Below are 14,196 nucleotides of genomic sequence, written 5' to 3'. Positions count from 1 at the left end.
AAAAATAATATAATAACGAATAGCCAATAACTTCACTTTGATTGAAATCACACATTGTTCAAAATAACCAAAATTAAAAATATTTAATATTTTGCAGCGCCCATCAAACGGTATTTATATCTGCTTAAGTCAGACCGGCCTCTGAGGTCTTTGCTTTGAAGCATAATCTTAGAGCACTTTCTGTTTTAATCAAATCATCGAGAATGCTCTATCTATTTGTTTTCACACATTATCTCACGCAAATCCGCTTCGCACTTCTGCTCGACATATGCTAAAGTCATGCGCGCCTAAAAAAATCAGCTGAAAGAATAATCTTTCAGCTGATGAACCATTTAAACATGTATCAGATAATCAATTCCAAGGCAGAATATCGCGCCAACTCTTGCCGCCGCCACTGGCGGCTTTTTTGCGTTCACGCTCTTTCTGGGCCTCATCCTGCCCCAACTCACCGGCGGCAGCTGTTGCCGCAGGCTGGCGATAACCCAAAGGCGGTTCACTCAAATATTTACGCGTTGTAGAAGACCCTTGTGACTGCTGCTCACGCGCTTTTTTCAGCTCGGCAATACGTGCCGGATCTGCTGTTGGCGTGCGCGTTTCGTATTCTTCGCGGCGGCTGTTGCCGCGCGGAAGCATTCTCGCATTGTCCGCAACTGCAACATCCTGATCAATTGGAGAAACAAAGTTCGGGCTGTCGCGATTTGCAGTAATCTCATCACGCAAACGCTTGCGGCGCTCTTCCGGCGATTCCGGCCAGGCAGGATCGCTTGCGCTTGCGACACTTTCCTGCGGTGCAGGCAAAATGCCCTTATCGCCCTGTGCAGGACGTACAAGATCAGGGCGCGGCTTATAATTGATACGCTCTTTATTCTTGCCCTGACCGAAGCTTGCCATGTTCGACATATCGTCAAGCAGCTGCGCACCAGCGGTCTTGTCGGTTCCGTAGGTCGGCGACGACACACAACCGGACAGCGCGAGCCCCGCAACTGCCGTCATCAATACCAGAACTCGTCCTTCAATCTTCATTAGCGCCACTTCTTTTACGCCTGTCGATTTTCTGTTGCCAAAGGCTTCTTTAATACCCTTGCCGCAAGAAACCGGCAACTCCAAGGCAGATTGCAAGTTTATCTCAAGGAGAGCCTTGTACATGAGAGCGTCTCTACGGGCAATCGCGATATTAACCGCTATTTCACCATACGCTCAATTTATAAAGCAACCCCTTGGGCGAAAAAAGCCCGGATGCAACCGCAACCGGGCTTTCATTGGTTGTTATACGGAAAGCTTACCCAAAGCCTTCAATTCATGCAGTGCAGCCGCATCGCGTGCCGAGACGTCCGGGAATTCCGGGTCGGAGCCGACATCGGTGGTGTAACGCCATGACCGGGCACATTTCTCGCCTTGCGCACGAACCGGAACAACAGCAACCCCCTTAACGTCATCAAGCACGAAGGCTTCAGCAGGGGCTACAGCATCGCTAACCTCGATACCACTGGTGATGCAAATCTCAGCAAAATCCAGACCTTCAAGCGAATCGGCAAGGCTCTTATCTGCGATATAGACAACAGGGGCTGCTTCCAGCGAAGAACCGATGCGCTTGTCGGCGCGTTCAAGCTCCAGAGCACCCGTTACAACACGGCGGACATTGCGAACCTTGCGCCACTTTTCTGCCAGCACATCGTCGCGCCATTCAGACGGAATTGCGCGGAACTGTTCAAGATGCACTGAAGCCGCCTGCGGATAGCGATCCAGCCATGCTTCTTCGGTCGTGAAAGGCAGCATGGGTGCAAGCCATGTGGTTACACGATCAAAGATCGCGCGCACCGTCTGGAGCGCCGCCTTGCGGCGGGCGCTCGATGGCGCATCGCAATAAAGCGCATCCTTGCGGATATCGAAATAGAAGGCCGAAAGTTCGACATTCATGAAATCGATCAGCGCGCGAGCAATACGCTTGAAATCAAACGCATCATAGCCCGAACGAACGACTTCATCGAGTTCGGCCAGACGATGCAGCATCAAACGTTCCAGCTCCGGCAGTTCAGCATGCGGCAGCGTTTCGCCTTCATCATGGGCAAGGGTGCCGAGCATCCAGCGGATGGTGTTACGCAGCTTGCGATAAGCGTCGATATTGGTCTGGATGATGTTTTTGCCCAGACGCTGATCTTCCCAGTAGTCCGTAGTCATGACCCAGAGACGCAGAATATCCGCGCCCGAATCCTTGATCACGTCCTGTGGTATCACGGTGTTGCCGAGCGACTTCGACATCTTCTTGCCGTTCTCATCCATGGTGAAACCATGAGTGACAACCGCATTGTAAGGCGCACGGCCACGCGTTCCGCAGCTTTCCAGCAGCGACGAGTGGAACCAGCCACGATGCTGATCCGATCCTTCAAGATAAACATCGGCCGGCCACTTCATATCCGGGCGATCTTCCAGCGTGAACGTGTGCGTCGAGCCCGAATCGAACCAGACGTCGAGAATGTCATGAACCTGCGTCCAGCCTTCATGTGCGCGACTACCCAGGAAGCGTTCACGCGCACCTTCGGCAAACCATGCGTCAGCGCCTTCTTCTTCAAAAGCCTCAAGAATGCGCTTATTGACGGCATCATCCTGCAGAATATTGCCTTCTTCATCCGCAAAAACGCAGATCGGCACGCCCCAGGCGCGCTGACGCGAAAGCACCCAATCCGGGCGGCCTTCGATCATGGCACGCAAACGGGTCTGACCGGCAGCAGGCACAAAGCGCGTTTCTTCAATGGCTTTGAGCGAGCGCGAGCGCAGCGTGGTTCCATCACCAAGGTTCTTGTCCATATAGACGAACCATTGCGGCGTGTTGCGGAAGATAACCGGCTTTTTCGAGCGCCATGAATGCGGATAAGAATGCTTCAGACGGCCACGTGCAAACAGCTTGTCACGCGCAATGAGCTGCTTGATGACGGATTCATTTGCGTCACCCTTCTTGCCGTTATCATCGATAACGCGTGCAGCCCCACCTTCACGATCCGGGCCAAAGCCCGGCGCATCCTTGGTGTAATAACCATCATCGCCGACCGGGAACGGGATACTCGGATCAATGCCGCGTGCTTCAAGTTCACGCGCATTGTCCATCCAGGCTTCAAAGTCTTCGCGACCATGGCTTGGTGCCGTGTGAACGAAGCCCGTACCGGCATCGTCGGTGACGTGATCACCGGAAACCAGCGGAACGACGAATTCATATCCGCCACCAAAGCCTTTGAGAGGATGGGAAAGCACGCTCTTTGCAAGCTCGTCAGCCGAGATGTCGCGCAGACGCTTGAACTCGAGCTTGGCTTTTTTGGCGCATTCTTCAGAAAGCTTATCGGCAAAGATGAGCTTTTCTCCCGGCTGAGGGCCAAAATCATTCTCAGCGGCAATGACTTCATACAGACCGTAAGCAACGCGCGAGGAGTAAGCCACCGCACGGTTTCCCGGAATGGTCCAAGGGGTTGTCGTCCAGATAACAACGGAAGTACCTGCCAGTTCGCCATCACCGGCAACCGGGAATTTCACCCAGATCATATCCGACTCGATATCGTGATATTCGACTTCAGCCTCAGCCAATGCTGTGCGTTCGACAACCGACCACATAACCGGCTTGGAACCACGATAAAGCTGGCCGGACGCTGCAAACTTCAAAAGTTCGCCTGCAATCCGTGCTTCTGCATGGAAGTTCATGGTCGTGTATGGGTTTTCAAAATCACCGCAAATTGCAAGGCGCTTAAACTCTTCCGACTGAACCTTGATCCAGTGGCTTGCAAACTCACGGCATTCCTTGCGGAATTCGTTGATCTCAACCTCGTCTTTATTCTTGCCCTGCGCGCGGTATTTTTCTTCGATCTTCCACTCGATCGGCAGGCCATGGCAATCCCAGCCCGGCACATAATTCGAGTTGAAACCGCGCATCTGGAACGAGCGTGTGATCACATCCTTGAGGATCTTGTTGAGTGAGTGGCCGATATGGATGTTGCCGTTCGCGTATGGAGGACCATCATGCAGCACATAAAGCGGCCGGTCTTTTGCGTCTTCACGCAACTTTTTATAAAGGTTCATTTCCTCCCAGCGCTGCACCAGAAGCGGCTCGCGCGCTGGCAGGCCCGCGCGCATCGGAAACGCGGTCTGCGGAAGGTTGAGGGTTTTGGAATAATCGATCTTGTCGGTCATTTTATCGTTTGCCTGTAATCCCGCACGGCAATATGGCGGGTGAAAATGCTTGAAAACTCTGAAAGCTGCGAGGCATAGCCAGTCATTCCCGGACCTTCCTGCCATGCACTGCGCTTTGCGCAACGCCATCAAGGCTTAGAGGAAGGCCGGGCCAATAATTCGTATGGCCACAATAATATGCCGAAAATCCGTCATCATGGGCATGCTTTTAGCAATGACCTTCACAGGAATAAAGAGGCAGGGCGCAATAAACTTGCAACCCTGCCCCTGAAAAACTTTACAGATTGGCGTTGTTTGCTCAGTCGAGCGAGAAATCGAAGCGGTAAGTCGCTGCAATCCCGACCATAAACTGGTTTGCTGAGCCGTGCTGCTTTACGATGCTCGAATCTTTCGCAGGCCCCTGAAGGCGACTATACTCACCAAACAGGCTCGTATCTATCTTGTCAGTTGCACGCCACGTTATGGCACCACCAACGCCAACAGATTCCCAACCGCCACCTGGACGATATTCCTTAACACCTGATGCAACAGCTTCTTCAGCACTTACACCATAATAGGTCTTGAAGTAGTCCTTGGATGCAAAAGTTGCACGCGGACCAGCCGAAACGCGGACAACAGGCGTCACATCGTAGAAAGCATCTGCGGCAACCTCGGCAACAACGCCCTTATGCGCACGGATCCCCTGACGCACTTCACCACGCAAACGCAGCCAGTCGGTCGGGTAAACGTCAACGAAACCACCGACTTCACCGCCAAACTTGGTTTCCTTGATGCCGTCAATATCGGTATCACGCTTGAACAGAAGCTTGCCCACGCCTCCCGCGCGGAAGCGATCCGTGTCGATCAGCGCAAAGGACACATTGTCATTGCGCGAAGAAAAACGCTCGGCCTCACCCTGGCGCCCAAGCGAGACCAGTGGCTGTGCGGAAAAACGATATTTGTTGGAGCCTTCAAACTTCGGCGCAATCAAACCCGCAGCCCCGACCTTAAGATACCAGTCACCGGACCAGAAATACTTGCGAGCTGGCTTTACGTCCTCACTCACATAAACATCGGTCTGCTGCATATCTGCAGCCATGGCCGACAGAGAACCTATGAACAATGCAGCGCCCGTAACAAAGGCAAGGGAAACAATACGCGTCACTTGAAACTCCGATAAACAGTTCCCAAAAAATTAGGGGTATTTGAGACTGTTTGAACGGAATATGTAAAATTTAAATTAAATCTAAAACAGAATATATAGTAGCTATTTCTAATATAGTAACAAGTTTACTGCAAGAATGACAGAAGACGATCAAGTTGAGACAATGGCTGCGCGCCTGCAAGCACGGCCCGTGCTTCTTCTTCATCATGTTTCATCTGCTTGATCAGCGGATCAAGGCCGTCAAATTTCACTTCGCCGCGCAGATAGGCAAAGAAAGACACTTCAGCCACTTCGCCATACAGATCGCCGGAAAAATCAAAGACAAAGGTCTCCAGCAATGGCTTGCCGTCGCTGGCAACGGTCGGGCGACGGCCAAAACTTGCGACACCATCATGCAATGTTCCATCCGCTCTGCGGAAACGAACTGCATAGATGCCGTGTTTGAGGCTGACATGGTCATCAATTGTCATATTGGCGGTTGGAAAGCCAAGTGTGCGCCCGAGTTTTTGACCGTGAATGACTTCGCCGCTGACCCGGTAGCGATAGCCAAGCAAACCAGCAGCCTCCGCGACTTCTCCTGCACAGAGAAGCGAACGAACGCGTGTTGAAGAAACAAGACAGCCGCCTTCGTCGCTGAAGGCATCAACAAGCGACACGCTGAAGCCTGACGATTCTCCCGCCTGTTGCAGAAATTCCGGCGTGCCGCGCCGACCTTTGCCGAAATGGAAGTCATATCCAGTGACAACACAATTGGCGTATAAACGCTCGACAAGGATATTGCGCACGAAATCTTCTGCAGAAAGCGATGCAAAATCTGCGGTAAAGGGGTGCTCGACCACAGCATCAAAACCCATAAGCCGCAAAATTTCCGCCTTTTCCACCGCATCGGTCAGGCGTTCCACAGGCTCATCTGGCTTGAAGAAGCTGCGCGGATGCGGCTCGAATGTGAGCACCAGTGCGGGCAGAGCATTTTGCTTTGCAAGTTCCAGCGCACGCTCAAGCACGGCCTGGTGGCCGCGATGAACACCGTCAAAATTGCCAATCGCCACCACACAATCACGCAGATGGTGCGGCAGGATATCTGTTCCTGAAAGACGCTGAAAAGCAGGGTTTGTCATGGTCGAAGCAGATTCTCGAAACTGATATCAAACAAGAGCGTAAAGTGACGCAATGGGCGCGTGACCATGCTTCTTCAGAAAAGCGTCCATCTTGTCGAAGTCGACAATGCCATCCGCAGCATAATCCGCGGCATGTACCCCACCGGAAATATAAAGAACATCAAGGCCGAAATTTGCAGCACCCTTCACATCGGTCAGCACACCATCGCCGATTCCGAGAATGCGCTTCCTGTCGACTGCCTGTCCGCGAATTTCTTCAACCGCCTTCGCAGCCGCTTCATAAATCGGGCGATGTGGCTTGCCTGCAATCAGTGTGCGCCCGCCAAGCTGGCCGTAATCTCTCGCCAAGGCGCCAGCACACCAGATCAGGCGCGATCCGCGCTCGACCATAATATCGGGATTGGCACAGATAAATGGCAGATTACGCGAACGCAGACGCTGTAAAAGCTCGGCATAATTGTCCGGCGTTTCCGTCTCATCATCATATAGACCCGTACAGACAACACCCGATGCTTCAAACTCTTCTACCAGCTCGACATCAAGTCCATCATAAATAACCAGCTCGCGCTCACTGCCGATATGGAAAATCTTGCGTGGTCCCTCGGTAATGAGATCCCGCGTGACATCGCCAGATGTGACCACGCGATCATAGGCATCTTCCGGAACACCGAGCAGCGTCATTTGCGCAATCACACTTGGAAACGGGCGCGGTGCATTGGTCACCAGAATAACGGTCAGTCCCTTTGCACGTGCACGCTGTAAGGCTGCAACCGCCTGAGGGAAAGCGACTTCGCCATTATGCAGCACACCCCAGACATCACAGAAGATCGCGTCATATCCATCCGTCAGATCATCAAGGCGTTCAGGCAGTTTCATCTTTTTCCTCAATCTTCCTATTGTCCGGTAGGCTCAGAAACCAAATGTCGTCAAAAAAATCCACAGTGGGCTCCCTCTACAAGACACAGCCTGATCTGTCACCCGGCTTGAAGCTCTCTGCGTCCAAATGAACTGACAAATAAATCAATTGCGTTAACCAACCGAGCCGTTTGTTGAAGACAACCCCATAAATGGCGTTATTTTTCGACCTACCTTGTCAAACACCTGTATAGTCCCCACCTGTCGTACAAATCGCGTTCATGCTGTCAGCGCGTAAGAAGCAAAAATTTATTTTTTGCATTGTCAAAAAACGGCAACGATCCTTGACAAACAATAGGGGCGCTTCTATCTCAGTAGCACGTTAGCACTCACACAAGTAGAGTGCTAACAAGCGCGGATCAGCTGATCCGTTAACAGGGTTCAACGTCTATAACACCAAGGGTTATACCATGGCTGATATCAAGTTCCGCCCGCTTCATGACCGCGTCGTCGTTCGTCGCGTTGAATCGGAAGCTAAGACCGCTGGCGGGATCATCATCCCGGACACCGCTAAAGAAAAGCCACAGGAAGGCGAAATCGTCGCTGTTGGCGCTGGCGCTCGTGACGAAGCAGGCAAGCTGATCGCTCTCGAAGTTAAGGCTGGCGACAAGGTTCTGTTTGGCAAGTGGTCAGGCACCGAAGTCAAGATCGGTGGCGAAGACCTGCTGATCATGAAAGAATCCGACATTCTCGGTATTGTTGGCTAACGCCTCAGGCTCGATATCGTTGGCTAATTCAGCCCAGAACGGTTTCGTTCTTACCAGAAATCAATTCACCATAATCTGACCGGGACAATTCCCAGGAGAGTAAAATGGCTGCAAAAGACGTAAAATTCGGTCGCACTGCGCGCGAAAAGATGCTGCGCGGCGTCGATATCCTCGCTGACGCTGTTAAGGTTACGCTCGGCCCTAAGGGTCGTAACGTCGTTATCGACAAGTCCTTCGGCGCTCCACGCATCACCAAGGACGGTGTATCGGTTGCCAAGGAAATCGAACTCGAAGACAAGTTCGAAAACATGGGCGCACAGATGCTGCGCGAAGTGGCTTCGAAGACCAACGACACTGCTGGTGACGGTACAACCACGGCGACCGTTCTCGGTCAGGCTATCGTTCAGGAAGGCGCAAAAGCTGTTGCTGCCGGCATGAACCCAATGGACCTGAAGCGCGGCATCGACCTCGCAGTCACTGAAGTTGTTGCAAACCTTCTCGGCAAGGCCAAGAAGATCAACACTTCGGAAGAAGTTGCTCAGGTTGGCACGATCTCCGCAAACGGCGAAGCCGAAATCGGCAAGATGATCGCTGAAGCGATGCAGAAAGTCGGCAACGAAGGCGTGATCACGGTTGAAGAGGCCAAGACCGCTGAAACCGAACTCGAAGTCGTTGAAGGCATGCAGTTCGACCGCGGCTACCTGTCGCCATACTTCGTCACCAACCCAGATAAGATGGTTGCTGACCTCGAAGACGCATATATCCTTCTGCACGAAAAGAAGCTCTCGAACCTGCAGGCTCTTCTGCCAGTTCTCGAAGCTGTTGTTCAGACCTCGAAGCCACTCGTCATCATCGCTGAAGACGTTGAAGGCGAAGCTCTTGCAACGCTCGTTGTCAACAAGCTGCGTGGCGGCCTGAAGATTGCTGCTGTTAAGGCTCCTGGCTTCGGCGATCGCCGCAAGGCAATGCTCGAAGACATCGCGATCCTCACCGGCGGTCAGGTTATCTCCGAAGACCTCGGCATCAAGCTCGAAACCGTTACGCTCGACATGCTCGGCCGTGCGAAGAAAGTTTCGATCTCGAAGGAAAACACCACGATCGTCGACGGTGCAGGCCAGAAGGCTGAAATCGACGCGCGCGTTTCGCAGATCAAGCAGCAGGTTGAAGAAACCACTTCTGACTACGACCGTGAAAAGCTTCAGGAACGTCTTGCTAAGCTTGCTGGCGGCGTTGCAGTTATCCGCGTTGGCGGTGCAACTGAAATCGAAGTTAAGGAAAAGAAGGACCGCGTTGACGACGCCCTGAATGCAACCCGCGCTGCGGTTGAAGAAGGTATCGTTGCTGGTGGTGGTACTGCTCTGCTCCGCGCTTCGACTCAGATTTCTGCCAAGGGTGCAAACCCTGACCAGGAAGCTGGTATCAACATCGTTCGTCGCGCTCTGCAGGCTCCTGCTCGTCAGATCACGACCAATGCTGGTGAAGAAGCTTCCGTGATCGTTGGCAAGATTCTTGAAAACGGCTCCGACACCTATGGCTACAACACTGCCAATGGTGAATTCGGTGACCTGATCAAGGCTGGCGTTGTTGATCCGGTTAAGGTTGTTCGCACCGCTCTGCAAAACGCAGCATCGGTTGCTGGCCTCCTGATCACCACCGAAGCCATGATTGCTGAACTGCCTAAGAAGGATGCAGCTCCTGCTGGCATGCCTGGCGGTATGGGCGGCATGGGCGGCATGGATTTCTAAGAAATCCATAAAGCACGCCCATGAGTAGAAAAGCCTGCACCGCAAAGCGGTGCGGGGAGCGGCATGGGTTTCTAGGAAATCCATAAAGCACGCCCTTGGTTTAAAGCCTGCGCCGCAGAGTGGCGTGGGCAACAGATCAAAAATAGAAAGCCTCCGGTTTCGACCGGAGGTTTTTTATGCGTATTTAAAGCGGCGATTGTGCTTCACGCATAAAATTTGACGAGCACGAAGACGTCGAAATTAGAAGAAAAGTAATATTAATGCGACTTTGCCACATCATGTAAAACTTTGTGATTTATAGAAAAATTAACTATCCCAAGCTTTAATCCCAAAGCGATAGTTATTTTAGTATTTTCTGATTTACATTCCCCGGTTTTCATGATCAATCCCTTCGGATCCGAGATGGACTTCCTGTTTGCCCCCGCACTTTGGAAGTCCTGTCTCAGGCAACAGGAAAGGCAGGCGCAAGCCTGCCTTTCCACTTAAGTTCGCTCCCCACACACATCCAGCATTAACTTGCCCTTCGATATTAGCGCGCTATCCTTATGCATAAAAAGGAGATGTGCATGCGCAAGGAACTGCCGATAGGCACCGCGCCAAAAGATGGCCGCAAAGTCACTGTGGTCTGGATTGATGATGGCGATCAACGCAATGAATCCGTAGGCCAATACCGTTCGCTCGATAGGCTGAAAGCGAGCGGCGGCGACTGGGACGAGACCGACACCGGATGGTGGATCTTCACAGACAGCAAAACCCAGCAAAAGATTGAGCCGACCGCGTGGATTTCGGAAACCGACGACGGCGATGATGACAACGAGAATAACTAAAATCCGTGCAAGAATTTCATTTGATAAAATTTGACTTTTTTATTCATATTTTATCAAATGATTGAGAGCTAGGGCTTTGCCATAAAAGCATTCCGTAGCCAATAATCTCGCAATGCTGTTATTCTCGATTCTACAGGCGGGCATTTTGCCGCCTGAAACAAGCCGGAGACTGAAAATGACTGCCACGCGCACCGAAACAGATACGTTCGGACCGATTGATGTTGCCGCGGACCGTTATTGGGGTGCGCAAACGCAACGCTCCCTACAAAACTTCAAGATCGGCGGAGAACGTATGCCCCTGCCGTTGGTTCATGCACTGGGTGTGGTCAAGCGTGCGGCAGCTGAAACCAATATCGCGCTTGGCAAACTTGATCCGGTTCTGGGACAGGTCATCGCAGTTGCAGCATCTGAAGTGATTGAAGGTAAGCTTGATGATCATTTCCCGCTCGTCGTCTGGCAAACGGGGTCTGGCACGCAGTCCAACATGAATGCCAATGAAGTCATCTCAAACCGCGCGATCGAAATGCTGGGCGGTGAACTTGGCTCGAAAAAGCCTGTTCATCCCAACGATCATGTTAATATGAGCCAGTCGTCAAACGACAGTTTCCCGACCGCTATCCATATCGCGACCGCTGTTGAAGCCGTAAATCGGCTTTACCCGTCACTCGAACATCTCACCAAGGCTCTCAAAGCCAAGGAAGAAGCCTTCAAAGACATCATCAAGATCGGTCGCACGCACACGCAGGACGCTACCCCCGTCACATTGGGGCAGGAGTTTTCGGGCTATCGTGCCGCTCTTGAATATGCCCGCCATCGCATTGAACAGTCGCTTGCCGATGTCTTCCTGCTGGCACAGGGGGGAACCGCCGTCGGTACGGGCCTGAATGCACCGAAGGGTTTCGACACGGGCTTTGCCGATGCAGTGAGCGAAATTACCGGCCTGAGCTTCAAAACGGCGCCGAACAAATTTGAGGCGCTTGCAAGCCACGGTGCTCTTGCAAATTTCCACGGCAGCTTGAACGCATTGGCCGCAGATCTTTTCAAGATTGCAAATGACATCCGCTTCCTCGGCTCTGGTCCGCGCTCTGGTCTCGGCGAGCTGTCGTTGCCAGAAAATGAGCCCGGCTCATCAATCATGCCCGGCAAGGTCAATCCGACACAGGCAGAAGCGCTAACCATGGTCGCAACACAAGTCTTCGGCAATCAGACCACTGTAACTGTTGCTGCCAGCCAGGGACATTTTGAACTTAACGTCTTCAAGCCGGTCATTGCTTATAACGTCTTGCAGTCGATCCGTATCTTAAGCGATGCCATGGTCTCCTTTGCCGACCATTGTGTGGACGGTATTCAAGCCAATAAAGATCGCATCAAAGACCTGCTGGAACGCTCCCTGATGCTGGTGACGGCACTTGCACCGGCGATTGGCTATGACAATGCGGCAAAAATTGCGAAAACCGCACATAAGAATGGCACTACCCTGCGCGAAGAAGCATTGAAAAGCGGCCATGTCTCCGAAGAAGATTATCAAAAGCTGGTTCGTGCAGAACGCATGATTGCGCCGGAATAACTGTCTACGAAAAGCGAACAAACTGTCGAGGAATATCTATCTTTCCTTGACAGTCCGTTGTGGTTATTGATTGCCTAGCTTAAATGGAGATCCCCTATGTCCTCAATCACTCCCCAGAGCAATGGCTTGGCCACGCTCATCGCACGCGTCTTTCTTTCGATCCTGTTCATCCTTGCTGGCTTTAGCAAGCTGACTGCAATTTCCGGAACAGCCGGTTATTTTGCAGGTCTCGGCCTTCCGGTTCCAACGGTGACTGCCGTTGTGGTTGGTCTGGTTGAGTTCCTCGGCGGCCTCGCCATTCTCGTTGGCTTTCAGACCCGCATTGCTGCTGCAATCGTGGCTCTGTTCACCATTGGCGCAACGCTTGTAGCGCACATGAACTTCGCTGAAGGCATGAACGCTCTGATGGCACAGAAGAACCTCGCCATTGCTGGCGGCCTGATCCTTCTCGCACTGCACGGTGCCGGTTCGATTTCGATCGATGCCAAGCGCAGCTGATCAGCCATCAACACCCTGATGTAAAAAGCCGTGCCTCACAGCGCGGCTTTTTAGCATTTTCTGCATCAAGACACAGAACTGTTACTTAAAATCCACGCTGATTGCATGGGACAGTCTTGTAAGATATTGCAACCTCGTATTTTGATTTTGGAAAGACATATCGCCCTCCCAAGGCATGTCTCATAACTTAGCTTGTAGAGAAAAAATGGCCGTTTCCCCCACAACGAACAATCAGCCGCGCGCTGGTGCCCATTCGGGCAATAATTACAGCTTCGCACTTGCCAGCCTCACGATGCTTTTCTTCATGTGGGGCTTCATCACTTGTCTCAATGACATTCTGATCCCGCATCTCAAAAGCGTCTTCCAGCTTAACTACTTCCAGTCGATGCTGATTCAGTTTTGCTTTTTTGGCGCTTATTTCATCGTCTCGCTGCCTGCTGGCGCGCTGGTGAAACGCATTTCCTATAAATGGGGCATCGTCACCGGGCTTGTTGTCGCCGCCGTCGGTTGTGCGCTGTTCATTCCGGCAGCATCCTACCAGGTTTATGCTCTGTTTCTCGGAGCGCTGTTTGTGCTGGCATCGGGCGTCACTATCCTTCAAGTGGCAGCCAATCCATATGTCACGATCCTCGGAAAACCTGAAACAGCAGCCAGCCGCCTTACGCTGACACAGGCTTTTAACTCGCTTGGCACAACTGTCGCGCCATCCTTTGGCGCACTCCTGATCCTATCCGCAGCGACGAGCGATGCTGCAAGCTCTGCGCAGGCAGATGCTGTTCAGTTTCCTTACCTTTTGCTCGCATTGGCCTTCGCTGTCCTTGCAATCGTTTTTGCAATCCTGAAACTGCCTGATGTTCAGGAAGAAGAAACAGCGGTCCTCACAAAGGAAGATGGTTCAGCATGGCAGTATCGCCATCTGGTATTGGGCTCTATCGGTCTGTTTGTGTATGTTGGCGCTGAAGTCAGTGTTGGCAGTTTCCTTGTGAACTTCCTCAATGATCCGAATGTGGCTGGTCTCGCAGAAGCCGAAGCTGCGCACTACGTTTCCTATTTCTGGGGCGGTGCCATGATTGGCCGTTTCATCGGTGCGGCAGCAATGCGTTATGTCGATGATGGCAAGGCGCTGGCTTTCAATGCGGCCATGGCGATTGTTCTACTGCTCATCACAGTCGCAACGACTGGCCATGTTGCCATGTGGTCGGTTCTGGCGATTGGCCTCTTCAACTCGATCATGTTCCCGACGATTTTCAGTCTTGCACTGCATGGTCTTGGCAAGCACACCAGCCAGGGGTCCGGCATTCTGTGTCTGGCAATTGTTGGCGGTGCGATTATTCCGCTTATTCAGGGCGCACTGGCCGATACGGTTGGGATTCATTTGGCATTCCTGATGCCAATTATCTGCTACATCTATATCGCCTATTATGGCCTGATTGGCAGCAAGCCTAAAAACTAAAAACTAAAAAGCCGGTCTGAACTTCAGACCGGCTTTTAAAATTCTATAT

Annotated in this window: 11 protein-coding genes; 6 read left to right on the top strand and 5 right to left on the bottom strand. The window is 52.1% G+C overall.

The window, feature by feature from the left end; translation table 11 throughout:
• Positions 1–351: 351 nt before the first annotated feature.
• From OPR82_RS16795 to OPR82_RS16775, 5 genes are all read right to left on the bottom strand, one after another.
• A complete protein-coding gene (locus OPR82_RS16795; protein ID WP_265986148.1) occupies positions 352–1,023 on the bottom strand; it encodes a hypothetical protein in 672 nt (223 codons plus the stop codon).
• A gap of 243 nt (positions 1,024–1,266) precedes the next feature.
• Positions 1,267–4,173, bottom strand: a complete 2,907-nt coding sequence (gene ileS / locus OPR82_RS16790) for an isoleucine--tRNA ligase (RefSeq protein WP_265986122.1) — start codon at positions 4,171–4,173, stop codon at positions 1,267–1,269.
• Positions 4,174–4,471: 298 nt separating this feature from the next.
• Entirely contained in the window at positions 4,472–5,239 is a 768-nt protein-coding gene (locus OPR82_RS16785) for a MipA/OmpV family protein (protein ID WP_396997312.1), read from the bottom strand.
• 203 nt (positions 5,240–5,442) lie between these two features.
• Entirely contained in the window at positions 5,443–6,435 is a 993-nt protein-coding gene (locus OPR82_RS16780) for a bifunctional riboflavin kinase/FAD synthetase (RefSeq protein ID WP_265986120.1), read from the bottom strand.
• 27 nt (positions 6,436–6,462) lie between these two features.
• Positions 6,463–7,311 (bottom strand): TIGR01459 family HAD-type hydrolase, encoded by an 849-nt coding sequence (locus OPR82_RS16775; protein ID WP_265986119.1) that lies wholly within the window; start codon positions 7,309–7,311, stop codon positions 6,463–6,465.
• A 449-nt stretch (positions 7,312–7,760) separates the two neighbouring features.
• Here OPR82_RS16775 and groES point away from each other — a divergent pair, with 449 nt between their 5' ends.
• The 6 genes from groES to OPR82_RS16745 all read left to right on the top strand — a co-directional run bounded on the left by groES (position 7,761) and on the right by OPR82_RS16745 (position 14,147).
• Positions 7,761–8,057, top strand: coding sequence for a co-chaperone GroES (gene groES, locus OPR82_RS16770; RefSeq protein ID WP_006472506.1), 297 nt, complete (start codon positions 7,761–7,763; stop codon positions 8,055–8,057).
• Positions 8,058–8,161: 104 nt separating this feature from the next.
• Entirely contained in the window at positions 8,162–9,802 is a 1,641-nt protein-coding gene (groL, locus tag OPR82_RS16765; protein WP_265986118.1) for a chaperonin GroEL, read from the top strand.
• A gap of 566 nt (positions 9,803–10,368) precedes the next feature.
• Positions 10,369–10,629, top strand: a complete 261-nt coding sequence (locus OPR82_RS16760; protein ID WP_265986117.1) for a hypothetical protein — start codon at positions 10,369–10,371, stop codon at positions 10,627–10,629.
• 175 nt (positions 10,630–10,804) lie between these two features.
• Positions 10,805–12,196 carry a class II fumarate hydratase gene (gene fumC / locus OPR82_RS16755; protein ID WP_265986116.1) on the top strand — a complete coding sequence of 464 codons (1,392 nt, stop codon included), beginning with the start codon at positions 10,805–10,807 and terminating at the stop codon, positions 12,194–12,196.
• 96 nt (positions 12,197–12,292) lie between these two features.
• Positions 12,293–12,694, top strand: coding sequence for a DoxX family protein (locus tag OPR82_RS16750; protein ID WP_265986115.1), 402 nt, complete (start codon positions 12,293–12,295; stop codon positions 12,692–12,694).
• Positions 12,695–12,899: 205 nt separating this feature from the next.
• Positions 12,900–14,147, top strand: a complete 1,248-nt coding sequence (locus OPR82_RS16745; RefSeq protein WP_265986114.1) for a sugar MFS transporter — start codon at positions 12,900–12,902, stop codon at positions 14,145–14,147.
• The last annotated feature ends 49 nt before the right edge of the window (positions 14,148–14,196 follow it).

The organism is Ochrobactrum chromiisoli (assembly GCF_026241335.1).
GTDB classification, from domain to species: Bacteria; Pseudomonadota; Alphaproteobacteria; order Rhizobiales; family Rhizobiaceae; genus Brucella; species Brucella chromiisoli.
This window is presented reverse-complemented; position numbering and strand designations above follow the sequence as displayed.